Source organism: Pseudomonas beijingensis (genome assembly GCF_030687295.1).
GTDB lineage: Bacteria > Pseudomonadota > Gammaproteobacteria > Pseudomonadales > Pseudomonadaceae > Aquipseudomonas > Aquipseudomonas beijingensis.
The window spans coordinates 3797698-3816069 of the sequence record NZ_CP117425.1; the positions used below are offsets into that span (position 1 = coordinate 3797698).

The 18372-nt window shown below is 61.1% G+C and carries 6 protein-coding genes and 6 pseudogenes; 3 read left to right on the forward strand and 9 right to left on the reverse strand.

Annotation, left to right across the window (positions count from 1 at the left end; genetic code table 11):
• Positions 1-68: 68 nt before the first annotated feature.
• Positions 69-1029: pseudogene (locus PSH84_RS17210) on the reverse strand (AAA family ATPase).
• Positions 1030-1797: 768 nt separating this feature from the next.
• On the opposite strand from PSH84_RS17210, the gene PSH84_RS17215 reads away from it, so the two are divergent.
• Complete coding sequence (locus tag PSH84_RS17215; protein ID WP_305470700.1) at positions 1798-2874, forward strand: RHS repeat-associated core domain-containing protein; 1077 nt, start codon at positions 1798-1800, stop codon at positions 2872-2874.
• 864 nt (positions 2875-3738) lie between these two features.
• Here the strand turns inward: PSH84_RS17215 and PSH84_RS17220 are convergent.
• From PSH84_RS17220 to PSH84_RS17240, 5 genes and pseudogenes are all read right to left on the reverse strand, one after another.
• Positions 3739-4708 (reverse strand): annotated as a pseudogene (locus tag PSH84_RS17220) (2-hydroxyacid dehydrogenase).
• Positions 4709-4723: 15 nt separating this feature from the next.
• Positions 4724-6024, reverse strand: a pseudogene (locus tag PSH84_RS17225) (MFS transporter).
• 86 nt (positions 6025-6110) lie between these two features.
• Positions 6111-7093: pseudogene (locus PSH84_RS17230) on the reverse strand (sugar kinase).
• On the reverse strand, positions 7086-7868 hold the full coding sequence (locus PSH84_RS17235) for a sugar phosphate isomerase/epimerase family protein (protein WP_122566407.1): 783 nt from the start codon (positions 7866-7868) through the stop codon (positions 7086-7088). The pseudogene PSH84_RS17230 and the gene PSH84_RS17235 overlap by 8 nt, the downstream one beginning before the upstream one ends.
• Positions 7869-8022: 154 nt before the next feature.
• Positions 8023-9048: a LacI family DNA-binding transcriptional regulator gene (locus tag PSH84_RS17240; RefSeq protein WP_305470706.1), complete on the reverse strand. Its 1026-nt coding sequence runs from the start codon at positions 9046-9048 to the stop codon at positions 8023-8025.
• 244 nt (positions 9049-9292) lie between these two features.
• Between PSH84_RS17240 and PSH84_RS17245 the strand changes: the two genes are divergently transcribed.
• Positions 9293-11446, forward strand: coding sequence for a WG repeat-containing protein (locus PSH84_RS17245; protein WP_305470708.1), 2154 nt, complete (start codon positions 9293-9295; stop codon positions 11444-11446).
• 42 nt (positions 11447-11488) lie between these two features.
• Here the strand turns inward: PSH84_RS17245 and PSH84_RS17250 are convergent, their stop codons facing one another.
• Complete coding sequence (locus PSH84_RS17250) at positions 11489-11842, reverse strand: hypothetical protein (RefSeq protein ID WP_046062747.1); 354 nt, start codon at positions 11840-11842, stop codon at positions 11489-11491.
• A 430-nt stretch (positions 11843-12272) separates the two neighbouring features.
• Between PSH84_RS17250 and PSH84_RS17255 the strand changes: the two are divergent.
• A pseudogene (locus PSH84_RS17255) lies at positions 12273-17143 on the forward strand (NAD-glutamate dehydrogenase).
• Positions 17144-17327: 184 nt separating this feature from the next.
• Here PSH84_RS17255 and PSH84_RS17260 read toward each other — a convergent pair.
• Together PSH84_RS17260 and PSH84_RS17265 are read right to left on the reverse strand one after the other, a co-directional pair.
• Positions 17328-17732 carry a cupin domain-containing protein gene (locus PSH84_RS17260; RefSeq protein WP_122566411.1) on the reverse strand — a complete coding sequence of 135 codons (405 nt, stop codon included), beginning with the start codon at positions 17730-17732 and terminating at the stop codon, positions 17328-17330.
• Positions 17733-18030: 298 nt separating this feature from the next.
• Positions 18031-18341 (reverse strand): annotated as a pseudogene (locus tag PSH84_RS17265) (putative quinol monooxygenase).
• Between the last annotated feature and the right edge of the window lie 31 nt (positions 18342-18372).

Below are 18372 nucleotides of genomic sequence, written 5' to 3' on the forward strand. Positions count from 1 at the left end.
CGATCAGCTCCGAAAGGCTGACGCGGATGCCCGGTGCGGGCGCCAGGGGGGTTATTCATGACGCATGCTCAAGCGACAGCGACGACGTCGAGAATCCGCTGCACGACCCGATCCTGGTCGATGCCGGCGGCCTCGGCTTCGAACGACAGGATGATGCGATGGCGCAGCACGTCGAACAGCACGGCCTGGATATCTTCCGGGCTGACAAAGTCGCGTCCGGCCAGCCAGGCATGGGCACGGGCGCAGCGGTCCAGGGCGATGGAACCCCGCGGACTGGCGCCGTAGGCGATCCACTCGGGCCATTTCCGGATCGAACTTGGCCGGGTTGCGGGTGGCCATGATCAGTTGCACCAGGTATTCCTCCACGGCGTCGGCCATGTACAACCCGAGGATTTCCTTGCGGGCGGAGAAGATCGCCTGCTGGCTCACGCGGCGTTCGGGCTTGGTTTCGCCGTTCAGTGCTTCACCCCGGGCCTGCTGCAGGATGCGGCGTTCCACGGCAGCATCGGGAAAGCCAATCTTGACGTGCATCAGGAACCGGTCGAGCTGGGCTTCGGGCAGCGGGTAGGTGCCTTCCTGCTCGATCGGGTTCTGCGTGGCCATCACCAGGAACAGCGGCGACAGTTCATAGGTGCTGCGCCCGACACTGACCTGACGCTCGGCCATGGCTTCGAGCAGGGCCGACTGGACCTTGGCCGGGGCGCGGTTGATTTCGTCCGCCAACACCAGGTTGTGGAAAATCGGCCCTTGCTGGAACACGAAGCTACCGGTTTCCGGGCGGTAGATTTCCGTGCCGGTGATGTCGGCGGGCAGCAGGTCGGGGGTGAACTGGATGCGATGGAACTGCGCTTCGATGCCCTCGGCCAGCTCTTTGATGGCCTTGGTCTTGGCCAGCCCAGGCGCGCCTTCCACCAGCATATGACCGTCGGCGAGCAGGGCGATGAGCAGGCGCTCGATGAGTTTTTCCTGGCCGAGAATCTGCGTTGAAAGAAAGGTTCGCAGCGCAAGCAGCGCTTCACGATGTTCCATCGGTGACTGTTCCTGGAAAGGGTGGCCCCAGGCGTTCGGATAACGCCGGGGCTGGGGGCGTTACTTTAATGCATGGTAGGGGGTGGCGACTAACGGGATTTTGTCTGGTGTGCGGATTTGTGATCGGTTTGGAGTCATTTGTGGGAGCGGGCTTGCTCGCGAATAGGTCGACACATCCAGCAGCATCGTCTCAGACAGACCGCCATCGCGAGCAAGCTCGCTCCCACAGGGGATTGGCGGTGGACGCAGGATCAAGGAATGCCACAGATCCATTGTGGGAGCGAGCTTGCTCGCGAAGAGGTCGGCACATCCAGCATCGTCGTCTCAGGCAGACCGCCATCGCGAGCAAGCTCCCACAGGGGATTGGCGGCGGACGCAGGAGCCAGGAACGCCACAGTTCCATTGTGGGAGCGAGCTTGCTCGCGAAGAGGCCGGCACATCCAGCATCATCGTCTCAGGCATACGGTTTGGTTAGTTCTTTGCCTGGATGTCATTCAACCGCCACTTGACTACTGGCTTATCGACCAGTCCCTGCCAACGCCCATCGGCAACTATCGGGCCTTTGCGCAGGAAAAGCGGGAATGCCCGCGAGAGAAGTTATGGGGCGAGACGTTTGGTTCGCATTTAGGTGGCAAGCCCCCTCACCACAGGCGCGCGCGACCCTGAAATCAACTGGATGATCTATTACCTAACAGTTCTGCTAGTAGACAGCCGTTGAACCCATGTCGAGACTGAACACTGCTTGACGGACCCTCAGGAGCTTAGCCCATGGCCCCGTATAGCGATAATCTGCTCTGTCGTTATCACTACGATCCGTTGGACCGGCTTGTCGGCACGACACCGCTGAAGCAGAACGAACTTCAGCGCTTTTACTGCAAGAATCGACTGACCACGGAGATTCAGGGGCAAGTGCGGCGTTCGATTTTCCAGCAGGGCGACCAACTGCTGGCACAACAAGAACATCAGGGCGATACTCTATTATTGGCCACCGACCAGCAGCGCTCAGTAGCGCAAACAGTTAGCCCCTATCAGCAGCTTCCCATCGTTTATTCACCTTACGGCCATCGTCCCGTTGAAAGTAATTTGCTCAGTTTGCTGGGCTTCAACGGCGAACGGTCGGATCCGTTAACCGGACATTATTGGTTGGGTAATGGTTATCGGACGTTTAACCCGGTGTTGATGCGCTTTAACAGCCCAGATAGTTGGAGTCCGTTTGGTAAAGGCGGGTTGAATGGATATGCGTATTGTTTGGGAGATCCGGTGAATCGGATGGACCCGACTGGGCATGCGGGAATTTGGGGGAAGTTGAAATATATTGGGAGAAAACTTGGATTGCGAAAGTCACAGCGCGTAGTGGCTGCGCGCGCACCTGAAGCTGCAATGGCTGCCCCCGCGGGCCCAACTCGAAGGAATGATCGTGTTCGGGTTCGTAGGGCTTTCGAATCCAACCCTGTCACTCGATCTCGAGTGAATGGCCTTGTCCAGCTTAATACGCTTCAGGAATCTATTCCAAAGAAACCGGATACCTTCCTACTTCAACACCTGAGCCAAGCGAAACTCACCTCCGCAGATCATGCCTTTTTAGTTAAAAATCATTCTCACGCTTGGGTTATGGCTCGCGTTAGAGAGTCTTCATTTATCAATTTTCAGAATCAATACAAAGCAGCCCAAAACAGGGAACATTTCGCAGTGATGGCTAATCAAAACCTGCTTCCTGGAGTATTTAAGGCAGACCTTCCAGAGAATATTCAGAAAGCAATCAGGGATGCGGGCACGTTACCCGCCGCAGAGGAAGCGCAACGGCACCGTCCAAGATTTGGAGTGCGTCTTCCACCGGTCGACTGATTGTCGATACATTCGGCACGAGATCACGCAGGGCAATCATGCTACAACAGGGGCTTTTTCTTGCCCAAAAAGCCTCCATGGCTTCGGCTCTTGGACGAATGACCCGACCATCCATGCCCCCGCATTCGCCAGATCCACGGGCCGCTCCAGGCATATCGCTTTCGCGAGCAAGTCCGCTCCCACAGAGACTTGCGGTGAACACCGATTCCATGAACACCCGAGATCAGTGTGGGAGCCGAGCTTGCTCGCGATGACCGCGGCACCTTCAACTTCAATGCAACCTGACCCACCGCTTTTGCGAGCAAGCTCCCACAGGGGATTGGCGGCGGACGCAGGAGCCAGGAACGCCACAGTTCCATTGTGGGAGCGAGCTTGCTCGCGAAGAGTCCGGCACATCCAGCATCATCGTCTCAGGCATACGGTTTGGTTAGTTCTTTGCCTGGATGTCATTCAACAACCACTTGACTGCAGTCCCTGCCAACGCCCATCGGCAACTATCGGGCCTTTGCGCAGGAAAAGCGGAAATGCCCGCGAGAGAAGTTATGGGGCGAGACGTTTGGTTCGCATTTAGGTGGCAAGCCCCCTCGCCACAGGCGCGCGCGACCCTGAAAAAATCAACTGAATGGTCTACTCCCTAACAGTTCTGCTAGTAGACAGCCGTTGAACCCACGTCGAGACTGAACACTGCTTGACGGACCCTCAGGAGCTTAGCCCATGGCCCCGTATAGCGATAATCTGCTCTGTCGTTATCACTACGATCCGTTGGACCGGCTTGTCGGCACGACACCGCTGAAGCAGAACGAACTTCAGCGCTTTTACTGCAAGAATCGACTGACCACGGAGATTCAGGGGCAAGTGCGGCGTTCACGCCCCCGCATTCACCAGATTAACCGGCCGCTCCCCCGCCAATGCCGCCAACAGGTTGTCCACCGCACAGCGCGCCATCGCTTCCCGGGTCTCGTGGGTGGCCGAGCCCATGTGCGGCGTCGCGACCACGTTGTCCATCTGCAATAGCGGCGAATCGGCATTCAAGGGTTCGCGCTCGAAGACATCCAGCCCCGCGCCACGGATCTGTTTGTTGCGCAGGGCCTCGATCAGCGCCGTTTCATCCACCACCTTGCCTCGGGAGATGTTGATGAAGATGCTCTCGGGACGCATCTGCGCGAACGCTTGGGCACCGATCAGCCCTTGAGTCTCAGCGGTCAAGGGCAGGGTCAGGCAGATAAAGTCCGCCTGCCGCAGCAGCGTTTCGAGGCTGCAATAACGGGCGTTGAAACGTTGCTCGACCGCAGGCTTGGGCGAATGGCTGTGGTAGAGCACTGGCATGCCGAAGCCGAAGTGCCCGCGTTGGGCCAAGGCTTCGCCGATGCGCCCCATGCCGATGATACCCAAGGTCTTGCCATGGACGTCGGTGCCGAAATGCCGGGGGCCGATGCTCTGTTGCCAGCCGCCTTCGCGGACCAGATTGGCCAGTTCCACCACGCGCCGGGCGGTCGCCAGGATCAGGGCGAAACCGGTGTCTGCGGTGGTTTCGGTCAGCACGTCGGGGGTGTTGCTGAGCAGGATTCGGCGTTCGGTCAGGTAGTCGATGTCGTAGTTATCGACTCCAACCGAGACGCTGGCGATGGCTTGCAGGTTCGGCGCCAGGTCCAGCAGCGCCGCATCCAGCTTGAGGCTGGCGCCGAGCAGGCCGTGGGCGGTGGGGAGGGCGTCGCGCAGTTGCGCCAGGCCCTGGGCATCCAGGCGTTCGATGAGCGTGACTTGGGCCTGGGCTTGCAGGCGAGCCATCAATTGAGGTGACAGCGTTTTTGTACAACACCACGTGCTTTTTCATGGGATGGGTCTCGATTCAGGAACGGGCGGGCGCCGGGTGTGGCGTCGCGGGGTTGGAGACGTCCCGGTCGCTGGCGCCGGGCTTGAGGGCGAGGGTCAGCACCACCGAGAGCAGCAACGCGCCGCTCATCAACAGGAAGGACATGCCAGGGGAGCCGGTAGTGCCGTTGAGGTAGCCCACCAGGTACGAGCCGCCGAACGACCCCAGCGCGCCCATGCTGTTGATCAAGGCCATGGCGCCGCCAGCGACGTTGGCCGGGAGGATTTCCGGAACGATGGCGAAGAACGGACCGTAGGGCGCGTACATGCAAGCGCCGGCGACCACCAGCAAACCATAGGACCACCAGAAGTGCTCGGCCCCCAGCAGGTAAGAGGCGTAGAACGCGATGGAGGCGATCAGCAGCGGCGGCCAGACAAAACGCTTGCGCTTCTGCGCGCCTTGTCCGACGCCCAGGACACCACCAGCATGCCGATCACCGCCGCCAGGTACGGCAAGGACGACAGCCACCCGGCCTCGACCATGTTCATCTGCAAGCCGGCCTTGAGGATCGACGGCAACCACAGCACAAACCCGTAGACGCCGATGCTCCAGCAGAAAAACTGCAACGCCAGGATGATCACCTTGGGTGAACGGAAGGCTTCGGCGTAGTTCTTCACCGCCTTGATGCCGACCTGTTCGGCCGCCAAGGCACTTTCCAGGTCGTGTTTTTCCTGGTCGCTGAGCCACTTGGCCTGGGCCGGACGATCATCGGCCAGGCGCCACCAGATAAAGGCCCAGAGCACCGCCGGCAGGCCTTCGATGATGAACATCCAGCGCCAGTCGAATTGCTGCACCAGGTAACCCGAGACCACGGACATCCACAGCATGGTCACCGGGTTGCCGAGGATCAGGAAGGTATTGGCGCGCGAGCGTTCGGCCCGGGTGAACCAGTGGCACAGGTACACCAGCATCGCCGGCATGACGGCGGCCTCGACTACCCCGAGCATGAAGCGGATCACGATCAGCCAGTAAGCGTTGGAGACCACGCCTGTCAGGGTGGCCAGCGAACCCCAGAGGATCAGGCTGACGAAGATCAGCTTCTTCACGCTGTGCTTTTGCGCGTAGATCGCCCCCGGGACCTGAAAGAAAAAGTAGCCGAGGAAAAACAGTGCGCCCAGCAGCGACGAGAGTCCTGGGGTGATCATCAGGTCTTCGGCCATGCCCGAGGCGGCGGCAAAGCCATAGTTGGCACGGTCGAGGTAGGCCAGGCTGTAGGTGATGAAGACGATGGGCATGATGTACCACCAGCGGCGGGTGGCGAGGTTGAGCGTTTGCATGTCGTTGACTCCTGAGCTTGTTGTTTTTGTTGCAGCAGGTGCGTTTGTGGTGGCTTCAATCGCGAGCAAGCTCGCTCCCACAGGGGTTAACTCGACCCTATGTGGGAGCGAGCTTGCTCGCGGTCGACGGTTTCAAATTCAGCCAATAACTCAAGGCGCGTCGGCAACCCTTCCATATCCCCACGGCTCTGCACCGCGCGGCTGCCAAATCCAGTTGGCGCGCTGCACGGCCTCGGGGATGGCGCGGCCTTCGAGCAATGCGCTGATCAGGCCGACGGCGAAGCCATCCCCGGCGCCCACGGTGTCCACCACCTGGGCCACCGGCACGCCGGCGATGACGCCTTCGTCCTGCGGCGTGCGGTAATAGGCGCCGTCCGCGCCGAGCTTGATCACGACGATTTCGGCGCCTTGGTCCAAGTAGAACGCGGCGATGTCAGCCGGATCGTCGAAACCAGTCAGCAGCCGGCCTTCGCCAAGCCCCGGCAAGACCCAGTGGGGCGAGGGCGGCGAGGCGATTGATTTCGGTGATCATCATCGCCTCGCTGCGCCATAGGCTCGGCCTCAGGTTCGGGTCGAACGACAGGCTGCGGCCGGCCTCGCGCACGCGGCTCATCAATTCAAAGGACATTTCGCGGGCCGTGACCGACAGCGCCGGGACGATGCCAGTGGCGTGCAAGTGACGCGCTTCAAGCAACGCTGGGGCGATGGAGTCGATCGACAAATGACTGGCCGCCGAGCCGCGCCGGAAATACTCGACTTGCGGGTCGCTGCCATCGACGGTACGAGATTTGAACTGAAAGCCGGTGGGGTGCTCCGGGTCGACCGCCACGTGACGACAATCCAGGCCTTCGTTTTCCAGCGTCTGTGTCACGAAGCGCCCCAGTGAATCGGCGCCGACCCGGCTCAGCCACGCCACCTTGAAGCCCAGCCGCGAAAGCCCAATGGCCACGTTACTGTCGGCTCCGGCGATGCGTTTGTGAAACTGGTCGACGCTGGCCAGGTCACCGTGCTGATCCGCTACCAGCATCGCCATGGTTTCGCCGAACGACAGCACATCGAATTCAGACATGGACAGGCTCCCGGCGTGATTGCCCGAGGCGGGACAGGGTGGCGACATGGCTAGCGGTTAATTGCAGCAGGTCATCGCCTTGCAGCGGGTATTCGGCGGCTCGCATCACGCCAGGGGGCATGTGCTTGAGCAGTTGTTCCCACAGGTGCAGGTCGGTCATGCCCGGAGGCACGGCGACGAGTTTGCCGTCGGCGCGCCGGGCCACGGCCTTGCAGTGCACATACGCCACATGCCGTCCGAGCTGTCGGGCGGCCACGGCGGCCGATTGGTCCTGCCATTGCCAGTTGCCAATGTCGAAGGTCATGGCGACGGTCAGCGCTTGGTGCTCCACGGCCGTGAAGAACCGTTGCAACGGTTCTATCCGTCCGCCCTGCAAAGTCTGGTCGTTTTCCACCAGCAACTGCACCGGGCTCGCGGCGAGCACCTGGGCCAGTGCCGACAGGTCATTGGAGTCGGTGAAATGACCGAGGGAGACTTTCAGCCAAGTCGAACCGAACGCCTCGCCGCGTTGCAAGGCCAGCGCCAGGGCGGGGTTGGGCCTGGACTGGCCGGCGAGCCACAGTTCCAGTGGTGACGAGAAGATACTTTGCAGCCCCTGGGCCCGGGCAGCGGCGGCCAATTCAGTGGGCTGTTCGGTGGTGAGCAATTCTTCGCGCCATTCGATGCGTGAGGCACCGGCAGCGGCCAACAGGTCGATGAAACGGCCTTGGCCATGCTGCCGCACCAGGTCGGCGCCGTAGCTGGAAAGACTGATGGAGACGGGTGGGTTGTGCATTGTTGTTATACCTCTGAAACCGGTTTCAGTTTTGTTCAAAAAAAGGGTGGTGCGCTTCAGTGCCTTATCGCGAGCAAGCTCGCTCCCACACTGGATCTGTGGCGCACTGAAGATCCCTGTGGGAGCGAGCTTGCTCGCGATAGGTCCCTCACCATCACCGACCATTCCCAAGCGTCGACCCACGCTCAATCAACCGCGCCGCAAAATCCAGGGTCCGCACCGGCCCGTTGTCACCGCGCAAGCGCTTGAGCAGGCACTCGAACGCGCTGGCGCCGATCTGCGCTGTCGGTTGGGCCAGGGCTGTTATGCCGCTGCCCACCAGGGGGTACCAATCCAGGTCATCGAGGGCGATCAGGCCCACGTCGTCGAACAAGTGACAACCCAGCTCGCGCAATACCGTCGTGGCGGCCAGGGCGGCGATGCCATTGGCGCAGAACAACGCCTTGGGGCCATGGCCTGGCTGGGAAAGAAAGGTCTTGATGCGCGTTTTCAACTGATCACAGGTTTCCACCACGGCGCCGGCCAGGGCAGGGCGTCGTTGGATGCCGGCGTTGAAACTCCCGACCCGCTCGATTCGCGAACTGGTGCCATCGAACGGTTCGGTCACCAGCAACAGGTCGCGGTAGCCCCGTTGTTCGAGGTGATCAAGGGCCATTTCGACGGCCGCCGGGTTGTCCAGCCCGACCAGGTCGCTGTCGAGCTGATCGACCTTGCGATCCACCAGGACCAGGGGCATTTCGCTGCGCAGTTCGAACAGTTCGTCACGGTGGTGACCCAAGGTGTTTACGATCAGCCCTTCGATGTTGTAGGCGCGCAGCAGTGCCAGGTGCTGGCGTTCCTGCTCGTCATCGCGGTCGGTGTTGCACACCACCAGGCTGTAGCCGTGGCGACGACAGGCGGTTTCCACGCCATGCATCACGGCAATCGAATAAGGGTTGCGGATATCGGCCACCAGCATGCCGATCAGGCGTGTGCGCCCGCGCTTGAGGCCGCGGGCCATCTGGTTCGGCCGGTATCCCAGCTCACTGATGGCCTGCTCGATACGCCGGGCGATGGCCTCGGAGAGCAGGGCGCGGTCCTCGCCGATGAAACGCGAGACACTGGCCTTGGAGACCCCGGCGCGTTCGGCGACGTCGAGCATGGTCACGCGGTTGCGCTGGGCGGCGGAGAAAGAAGTCACGGATTGAAACCTGCTTATTGGATTTATTAGTGGCTCTGAAACCGGTTTCAGGAAACACCAGAACCCAATCGATCGTCAAGGGCGACGTGTCAGAGGCACGACCGACGGTGGTTCGCTTCAGTCCCACAGGGGCGACGATCCAGACAGATCCTCATCAGAACCGACCCCTCCAGCCGATTTGCAGCGCGTAAGGCCGTGTGGTTAGCTGCCTGCCTTTCCCTGCCCTTTGACTACCGAAGCCACCATGAACTTTACCCAGCCTCGCTTGAGATTGCTGTCGATACTGAGTGTGACCTTGTTGGTGGTGGGCTTTACGTCCTATTACCTGTTTCGCCACAGCGGCGCGCCGGCCGATGAAGGTTTCGCCGCCGAGCAACTGAACGAAGGGGGCATGGAAGACATCGGCACGCTGGCACCGCCCGAGGTGGAGAAACGCCTCAATTACTTGATTCAGGACGCCGGTGAAAGCCTCAGGTCCTTGGAGTTGGTCAGTGATGTGCAACTGAGCCTGACCGTCGAGACGAACGAGCCTGCCGATGAGCAGCCGCTGCAATACGAGCCGCTGTTTGTGCCGTTCACAAGTGCGCAACTGAAAGCTGAACTGGCGTCGATCCAGGGCCTGCGTTTTACCCAGCGGCTGTTCGCCGAGGGTTCCGAAGTGCGGCTCGATACCAGCAGCCTTGATCCGCTCTGGAAGCGCGCCGCCACGCCGGATGAGCCGGCGGCCGAGCAATACCTGCCGCAGCGCCTGCGTTTTCGCGATGGCAGCGAAAAAACCTTCGCCGAACTCAAGGGCGCGCCTGAGCTAGAGTCCGACGACACGATCTCGTCCCATGACGCCTTTGCACTGTCGGTGAACAAACCGCTGGCGAGTCTCGGCCTGACAGTCGCGTACCGCAGCTACCCGGCGTTCAAGAAAGTGGTGCTGGACAAGAATCACCCGAAAGTGACCCTGGACGACGGCCAGTCCTTCCAGCTCACCGCCCTGGGTGATGGCAGCGCCTCCGTGCGCTTGAGTACGCCGAAATCGTCGACCTTCGTGGTGCAGGGGCTGGATGATGCGGGCAGGGCGCTCTACAGCAACGGTAACAACGCTCGGGCGTTCCCCTCCGATGGCGATATCGCGGCGTTGCATGACTATTACAAGGCGTTGCTGCAGACCAAGGACGATCTCAAGCAGCTCAAGACCGGTCAGGCGGTGCAACAGCAGTTGCAGCGCTTGACCGAGGCGCTGGCCGCACAGGTGGGACCGTTGAAAAACACCGAGGTCGATTATCAATTCGAGGCGACCCCGCAACGTATCGTCATCCATGTGCTCGATCCGATGGAAGACAACTCCGTGGCGTTCACCCAGGTCGACAACGTCCTTGCGCAACAAGCGCGGTACATCGCCCTGGACCGGAACGCCGAGCGCTACGGCTTCATCGATCAGGCCGGCCAGTGGTTGATCAAGCCCCGTTGGGTGCAGGTGCAAGATAGCCAGATGGCCGATACCTACACGTTGTTTTCCCCGGAGAAGTCCAGCGACCCGGACTCGCAGTGGCAGGCGTTGCGCAGCCAGCTCGCCTATTTCCCCGCCGGTAGCAACAAGCTCGTGGAGTTGCCGTTCGAGCACATCGTCGAGGTATTGAGCAATGGCCTGCTGTTGGTGGAGCGTGAAACCAACGGCCCATATGGGCTTTACGATGCCAGGAGTCACCGTTTCGTGTTGCCGATGAAATTCGTCAACCCCACCGTGACCGACAACCTGTTCATCGCCCGTCTCGGCAAGCGAACCGATGTCACGGAGGGCCTGTACGGTGCCTATACCCTGGATGGCAAGCAGATCCTGCCGACGCAATTCTCGGGCATCGAGCACAGCGAGGGTTTGCTCTACGCCAGTGCCCCCGATCGGCGTCATCAGGACGTTTTCGACCTGGAAGGTAAACGGATCAACCTTCAGGGTGACAACGTGATAGGCCGGTTTGTGGGTCAGCAACCGCTGCTGGTGCAGGACACTAAAAGCCGGAAATTCGCGTTTATCGATCGCCAGGGCGCGCGGCTACCCATCAAGTTGCCGTATGACGAAGTGACACCGTTTTCCAACGGCATGGCGGTGGTCGCACGGGATGGTAGCTACGGTGCCATCGACCTGGCGGGCAGGCTGCGCGTGCCGCTGGATTACAGCCAGATCAACGCGTTTCAGACCCGTTACGCCGCGGCCATCCGGGCCGGTGGTGGTTCCGGGCTGGTCTTGATCAGTCAGGACAACAAGGTGATCAAGGCACTGGGGTCCTACACCAGCATGAAGGTGCCGGATAACGGCAATGAGGCCCGTTACTACGTAAGGGATCCGAAAAACGATGACGAGTACCTGGTTTATGACGCCGATGGCAATCTCGTGCAGAAAGACGAATAACAGCTGGCGCACTGATCCTGTGGCGAGGGGTCGCCTTGGGAGTCAGAGCTGGCTTATATAGGTCCCCGTCCCCTTGAGGATGTTCTGCAACGTCAGTTCCACTTCCGCCAGGTCCGCCGCGTCGGTGTCGTGGATGATCTCCAGCACATCGTCGCCGTTGAGCGCATCGGCATCCGCCGGGGCAATTTCAATCAGCAGGCGGGTAGGGCTGAGGGTGACCTTGACGCCGTCCAATGTCGAAGGCTCTCCATCAAGGGCGATTTCCAATTCGTCTTCGTCGGGGTAGCGCGTCATCAGGAACATTTCGCCCTGGGCGCTGTGGCAGCAGAGCATGGCCATGTTGTCTTCTTCGTCGTCGCACGGGTTGGCAATCAGAAGGGCGGTGGTCATTTGCATGGTGATGGCTCCAGGATCGAGTGCACCTGCGGGGTGCGAAAAGTGGATTTTGCCAGCCTGAAGGATTTTCTGCTGGTTTACCGCCTCGGGGTGCCGTTTGGTCCCCAGCCTGCTAGGGTTGTTCGGTGCGTACCGGCTGTTTAGCTAGCCGATGACCGAATATGTCGCAGCGCTGCAAGCAGGCAGGTTGTCGCACTCGTTAAGCTGCGCAACGGATGTGCACCCGCCAAGGCCACCCCTGGGTGGTTTTTGCAGGTGTCCATGACAGGAAAATTACATGGAAAAGGATGTGACCTGCGGGTCCTGTCCAGCTTCACCCACCTGTCATCCTGTTTCCTCTGCCCGAGAATCAGGAACGGGATGGCCGACAGCCCCGCAGGGGTTGCACGCGACGCTTCAATCAATAACAAGCCCAAGCGGAGTACCACAGATGGCGTTCTTCACCGCAGCCAGCAAAGCCGACTTCCAGCACCAACTGCAAGCGGCACTGGCGCAGCACATCAGTGAACAGGCACTGCCACAAGTGGCGCTGTTCGCTGAACAATTCTTCGGCATCATTTCCCTCGATGAACTTACCCAGCGCCGGTTGTCCGACCTCGCCGGCTGCACCCTGTCTGCCTGGCGCCTGCTTGAGCGCTTCGATCACACGCAACCGCAGGTGCGCGTCTACAACCCCGATTACGAACGCCACGGCTGGCAGTCGACCCACACGGCCGTGGAAGTGCTGCATCACGACCTGCCGTTCCTGGTGGACTCGGTCCGCACCGAGCTGAACCGTCGCGGCTACAGCATCCATACCCTGCAAACCACCGTGCTGAGCGTGCGTCGCGGCAGCAAGGGCGAATTGCTGGAAATCCTGCCAAAAGGCACCCAGGGCGACGATATCCTGCAAGAGTCGTTGATGTACCTGGAGATCGACCGCTGCGCCAACGCCGCCGAACTCAACGTCCTGAGCAAGGAACTTGAGCAAGTGCTGGGCGAAGTGCGCGTGGCCGTGGCGGATTTCGAACCGATGAAAGCCAAGGTCCAGGAAATTCTCGACAGCCTGGACAGCAGCGCCTACGCCATCGACGCTGATGAAAAGAGCGAGATCAAGAGTTTCCTGGAATGGCTGGTGGGCAACCACTTCACCTTCCTGGGCTACGAAGAGTTCGTGGTACGCGATGAGGCCGACGGCGGTCACATCGAGTACAACCCCGAGTCGTTCCTCGGCCTGACCAAATTGCTGCGCGCCGGCCTGACCGCCGAAGACCTGCGCATCGAAGACTACGCCGTCGCCTACCTGCGCGAACCGACCCTGCTGTCGTTCGCCAAGGCCGCGCACCCGAGCCGCGTACACCGTCCGGCCTACCCGGACTACGTGTCGATCCGCGAGATCGACGCCAACGGCAAGGTCATCAAGGAATGCCGCTTCATGGGCCTGTACACCTCTTCGGTGTATGGCGAGAGCGTGCGGGTCATCCCATATATCCGCCGCAAGGTTGCGGAAATCGAGCGTCGCTCGGGCTTCCAGGCCAAGGCGCATCTGGGCAAGGAGCTGGCCCAGGTGGTCGAAGTGCTGCCCCGTGACGACCTGTTCCAGACCCCGGTGGACGAGCTGTTCAGCACCGTCATGTCCATCGTGCAGATCCAGGAACGCAACAAGATCCGCGTGTTCCTGCGCAAAGACCCGTATGGCCGTTTCTGCTACTGCCTGGCCTACGTGCCACGTGACATCTATTCCACCGAAGTGCGCCAGAAGATCCAGCAAGTGCTGATGGATCGCCTGAAGGCTTCGGACTGCGAGTTCTGGACCTTCTTCTCCGAATCCGTACTGGCCCGTGTGCAGTTGATCCTGCGGGTGGATCCGAAGAACCGCCTCGACATCGACCCGTTGCTGCTGGAAAAAGAAGTCGTGCAGGCTTGCCGCAGCTGGAAGGACGACTACGCCAGCCTGGTCATCGAGAGCTTCGGCGAAGCCCAAGGCACCAACGTGCTGTCGGATTTCCCCAAAGGCTTCCCGGCCGGCTACCGCGAGCGCTTTGCCGCGCATTCGGCCGTGGTCGACATGCAGCACCTGCTGAGCCTGAACGAAAAGAACCCGCTGGTCATGAGCTTCTACCAGCCACTGGGCCAGGTCTCCGGCCAGCGCGAGCTGCACTGCAAGCTGTATCACGCCGACACGCCGCTGGCGCTGTCCGACGTGCTGCCGATCCTGGAAAACCTCGGCCTGCGCGTGCTGGGCGAATTCCCGTACCGCCTGCGCCACACCAACGGCCGCGAGTTCTGGATTCATGATTTCGCCTTCACCGCCGCCGAAGGCCTGGACCTGGACATCCAGCAACTCAACGACACCTTGCAGGACGCCTTCGTCCACATCGTGCGTGGCGATGCCGAGAACGATGCGTTCAACCGCCTGGTGCTGACCGCCGGCCTGCCATGGCGTGACGTGGCGCTGTTGCGTGCCTATGCCCGTTACCTGAAGCAGATCCGCCTGGGCTTCGACCTGGGTTACATCGCCAGCACCCTGAACAACCACACCGACATCGCTCGCGAGCTGACCCGGTTGTTCAAGACCCGCTTCTACCTGGCGCGCAAGCTCAGTGGCGATGACCTGGAAGACAAGCAACTGCGTCTGGAGCAAGCGATCCTCTCGGCCTTGGACGACGTCCAGGTGCTCAACGAAGACCGTATCCTGCGTCGCTACCTGGACCTGATCAAGGCCACCCTGCGGACCAACTTCTACCAGACCGACGCCAACGGCCAGAACAAGTCCTACTTCAGCTTCAAGTTCAACCCGCACCTGATCCCGGAACTGCCGAAACCGGTGCCCAAGTTCGAGATCTTCGTCTACTCGCCACGGGTCGAAGGCGTGCACCTGCGCTTCGGCAACGTTGCTCGCGGTGGCCTGCGCTGGTCCGACCGTGAAGAAGACTACCGCACCGAAGTGCTGGGCCTGGTAAAAGCCCAGCAAGTGAAGAACTCGGTGATCGTGCCGGTAGGCGCCAAGGGTGGTTTCCTGCCACGTCGCCTGCCGCTGGGCGGCAGCCGGGGACGAGATCGCGGCCGAGGGCATCGCCTGCTACCGCATCTTCATCTCGGGTCTGTTGGACATCACCGACAACCTCAAGGACGGCGCGCTGGTTCCACCGGCCAACGTCGTGCGGCATGACGACGATGACCCGTACCTGGTGGTCGCGGCGGACAAGGGCACTGCAACCTTCTCCGACATCGCCAACGGCATCGCCATCGACTACGGCTTCTGGCTGGGCGATGCGTTCGCCTCCGGCGGTTCGGCCGGCTACGACCACAAGAAAATGGGCATCACCGCCAAGGGTGCGTGGGTCGGCGTTCAGCGTCACTTCCGCGAGCGCGGCATCAATGTCCAGGAAGACAGCATCACCGTGGTGGGGGTCGGCGACATGGCCGGCGACGTGTTCGGCAACGGCTTGTTGATGTCCGACAAGCTGCAACTGGTCGCGGCCTTCAACCACCTGCACATCTTCATCGACCCGAACCCGGGAGCCTGCCAGCAGCTTTGCCGAGCGCAAGCGCCTGTTCGACCTGCCGCGTTCGGCCTGGACCGACTACGACGCCAGCATCATGTCCGAAGGTGGCGGTATCTTCTCGCGCAGCGCGAAAAGCATCGCCATCTCGCCACAGATGAAAGAGCGCTTCGACATCAAGGCCGACAAACTGACCCCGACCGAACTGCTCAACGCCTTGCTCAAGGCGCCGGTGGACCTGTTGTGGAACGGCGGTATCGGTACTTACGTCAAGGCCAGCACCGAAAGCCACGCCGATGTCGGCGACAAGGCCAACGATGCGCTGCGGGTGAACGGCAACGAACTGCGCTGCAAGGTCGTGGGCGAGGGCGGCAACCTGGGCATGACCCAACTGGGTCGCGTCGAGTTCGGCCTCAATGGCGGCGGTTCCAACACTGACTTCATCGACAACGCCGGTGGTGTGGACTGCTCCGACCACGAAGTGAACATCAAGATCCTGCTCAACGAAGTGGTGCAGGCCGGCGACATGACCGACAAGCAACGCAACCAGTTGCTGGCGAGCATGACCGACGAAGTTGGTGGCCTGGTGTTGGGCAACAACTACAAGCAGACCCAGGCCCTGTCCCTGGCGGCACGCCGCGCCTTTGTGCGGATCGCCGAATACAAGCGCCTGATGAACGATCTGGAAGCCCGGGGCAAGCTGGACCGCGCCATCGAGTTCCTGCCGACTGAAGAGCAACTGGCCGAACGTGTCGCGGCGGGCCATGGCCTGACCCGTGCCGAACTGTCGGTGCTGATCTCCTACAGCAAGATCGACCTCAAGGAAGCGCTGCTCAACTCCCTGGTACCGGACGACGATTACCTGACCCGTGACATGGAAACCGCGTTCCCGCCGACGCTGGTGAGCAAGTTCTCCGAGGCCATGCGTCGCCATCGCCTGAAACGCGAGATCGTCAGCACCCAGATCGCCAACGACCTGGTCAACCACATGGGCATCACCTTCGTCCAGCGGTTGAAAGAGTCTACGGGCATGAGCCCGGCAAACGTGGCTGGCGCTTATGTGATCGTGCGTGACATCTTCCACCTCCCGCACTGGTTCCGTCAGATTGAAGCCCTGGACCACCAGGTCTCGGCCGACGTGCAACTGGAGCTGATGGACGAGCTGATGCGCCTGGGCCGTCGCGCCACGCGCTGGTTCCTGCGCAGCCGCCGCAACGAGCAGAACGCTGCCCGTGACGTCGCGCACTTCGGTCCGCACCTGGCGGCGTTGGGCCTCAAGCTCGACGAACTGCTGGAAGGCCCGACCCGCGAAGGCTGGCAGACCCGCTACCAGGCTTACGTCGCGGCCGGCGTGCCAGAGCTGCTGGCGCGCATGGTTGCCGGCACCACGCACTTGTACACCTTGTTGCCGATCATCGAGGCGTCCGACGTCACCGGCCAGAACGCCGCCGATGTGGCCAAGGCTTACTTCGCCGTGGGCAGCGCCCTGGATATCACCTGGTACCTGCAACAGATCAGCGCTCTGCCGGTGGAAAACAACTGGCAGGCCCTGGCCCGCGAAGCGTTCCGCGATGACGTCGACTGGCAGCAACGGGCGATCACCATCTCGGTCCTGCAGGAGGGTGACGGTAGTCAGGAAGTGGAAACCCGCCTGGCGCTGTGGCTGGAGCAGCATCACAGCATGGTCGAGCGCTGGCGCGCGATGCTGGTGGACATCCGTGCCGCCAGCGGCACCGACTACGCCATGTACGCGGTCGCCAACCGCGAATTGCTGGACCTGGCAATGAGTGGTCAGGCGGTCGTAACGGCCAACTGATCCGGCGTTGAATGAAAAAGCCCCGCATTGAGAGATGCGGGGCTTTTTTTGATTTAAAGATTCACTGTGGCCTCTGTGGGAGCGAGCTTGCTCGCGATAGCGGTGGGTCAGCGACATTGAACTTGACTGATCCACCGCCATCGCGAGCAAGCTCGCTCCCACAGGGGGACTACGTCTCGGCGGGTCAGTTTTTCAGCGGAATCAACACCGCCTCATCCTCTCCCATCACCATGAACACCAGCAATTTCGCCGGTTGGCTCGCGCTGGCGTTTTTCGACACCAGGTGCTCGGACCCCGCCGCTTCATACCAGAACTCCCCGGCCTTGTAGGTCTTCGCCGGCTCGCCCTTGACCTGGGAGGTGATGGCGCCTTCCAGCACATAGGCCATGGCCGTGCCTTCGTGTTTGTGGGCAATGGACGCTTGGCCGGGGGCATAGTTGACGGTCAGCATCATGGCTTTTTTGCCTGGAACGTTTTTCAGCATTTGCTCCTGCAACACCGTGACCTTCTCCGACGGCGCGGCTTCGTGGGCGTAGGCTTGGGTCATGGGCAGCAGGCTGAGGGCGGCGAACAGACAGAGGGTTTTCATGGGGGTAAGGCCTGTGTGGTTTCGAGTGATTTCGCGCTGTCGCGACGATGGGTTCACCCTAAGCCCCAGGGTGGCGCAAGCAAACGTCCAATCTTTCGGAAGGTGGGTAGACCAATGGGCTGGGCCGATGAGGCTATTGGCTGGTGAGCGCTTTTGTGGCGAGGGGATTTATCCCCGCTCGAGTGCGCAGCACTCGCCAGATCCGTCGCCGATACGAAGATTTTGGGGCTGCTGCGCAGCCCAGCGGGGATAAATCCCCTCGCCACAACTTGGCTAGGCAGGGATGAAGTTGTGGGCCTCAGACAATCGGAAAACTATTGAAATCCACGCTTCGGGCCAGACGGTTGTCGATCAGGCTGATGAAGCCTTGCACTTCAGGGCAATTGAAGTGGGCTTGCATGGCCGCTTCCGATTGCCAGCGGGCGCCGATTGCCAGCGGGCGCTGACGTTCCAGCGGTCGCCATCGTCCGGGCAACGGTCGACCAGATAGGCATCGCAGCCTGGGAGCGCGCGCAGGGTCTCGACGATTTGCTGCAATTGCCGGCCCAGTTCTTCCGAGCGACCGGCGGCGGCTTGCACCTGTACGGTATTGATCACTTGGCGAGACATTGTTTCAGGCTCCTGAATCAAGTCGGACGGG

Coding starts and splice junctions, on each gene's coding strand:
- PSH84_RS17215 (WP_305470700.1), top strand. CDS start 1,798: ATGGCCCCGTATAGCGATAATCTGCTCTGTCGTTATCACTACGATCCG.
- PSH84_RS17235 (WP_122566407.1), bottom strand. CDS start 7,868: ATGCACAACCCACCCGTCTCCATCAGTCTTTCCAGCTACGGCGCCGAC.
- PSH84_RS17245 (WP_305470708.1), top strand. CDS start 9,293: ATGAACTTTACCCAGCCTCGCTTGAGATTGCTGTCGATACTGAGTGTG.
- PSH84_RS17250 (WP_046062747.1), bottom strand. CDS start 11,842: ATGCAAATGACCACCGCCCTTCTGATTGCCAACCCGTGCGACGACGAA.
- PSH84_RS17260 (WP_122566411.1), bottom strand. CDS start 17,732: ATGAAAACCCTCTGTCTGTTCGCCGCCCTCAGCCTGCTGCCCATGACC.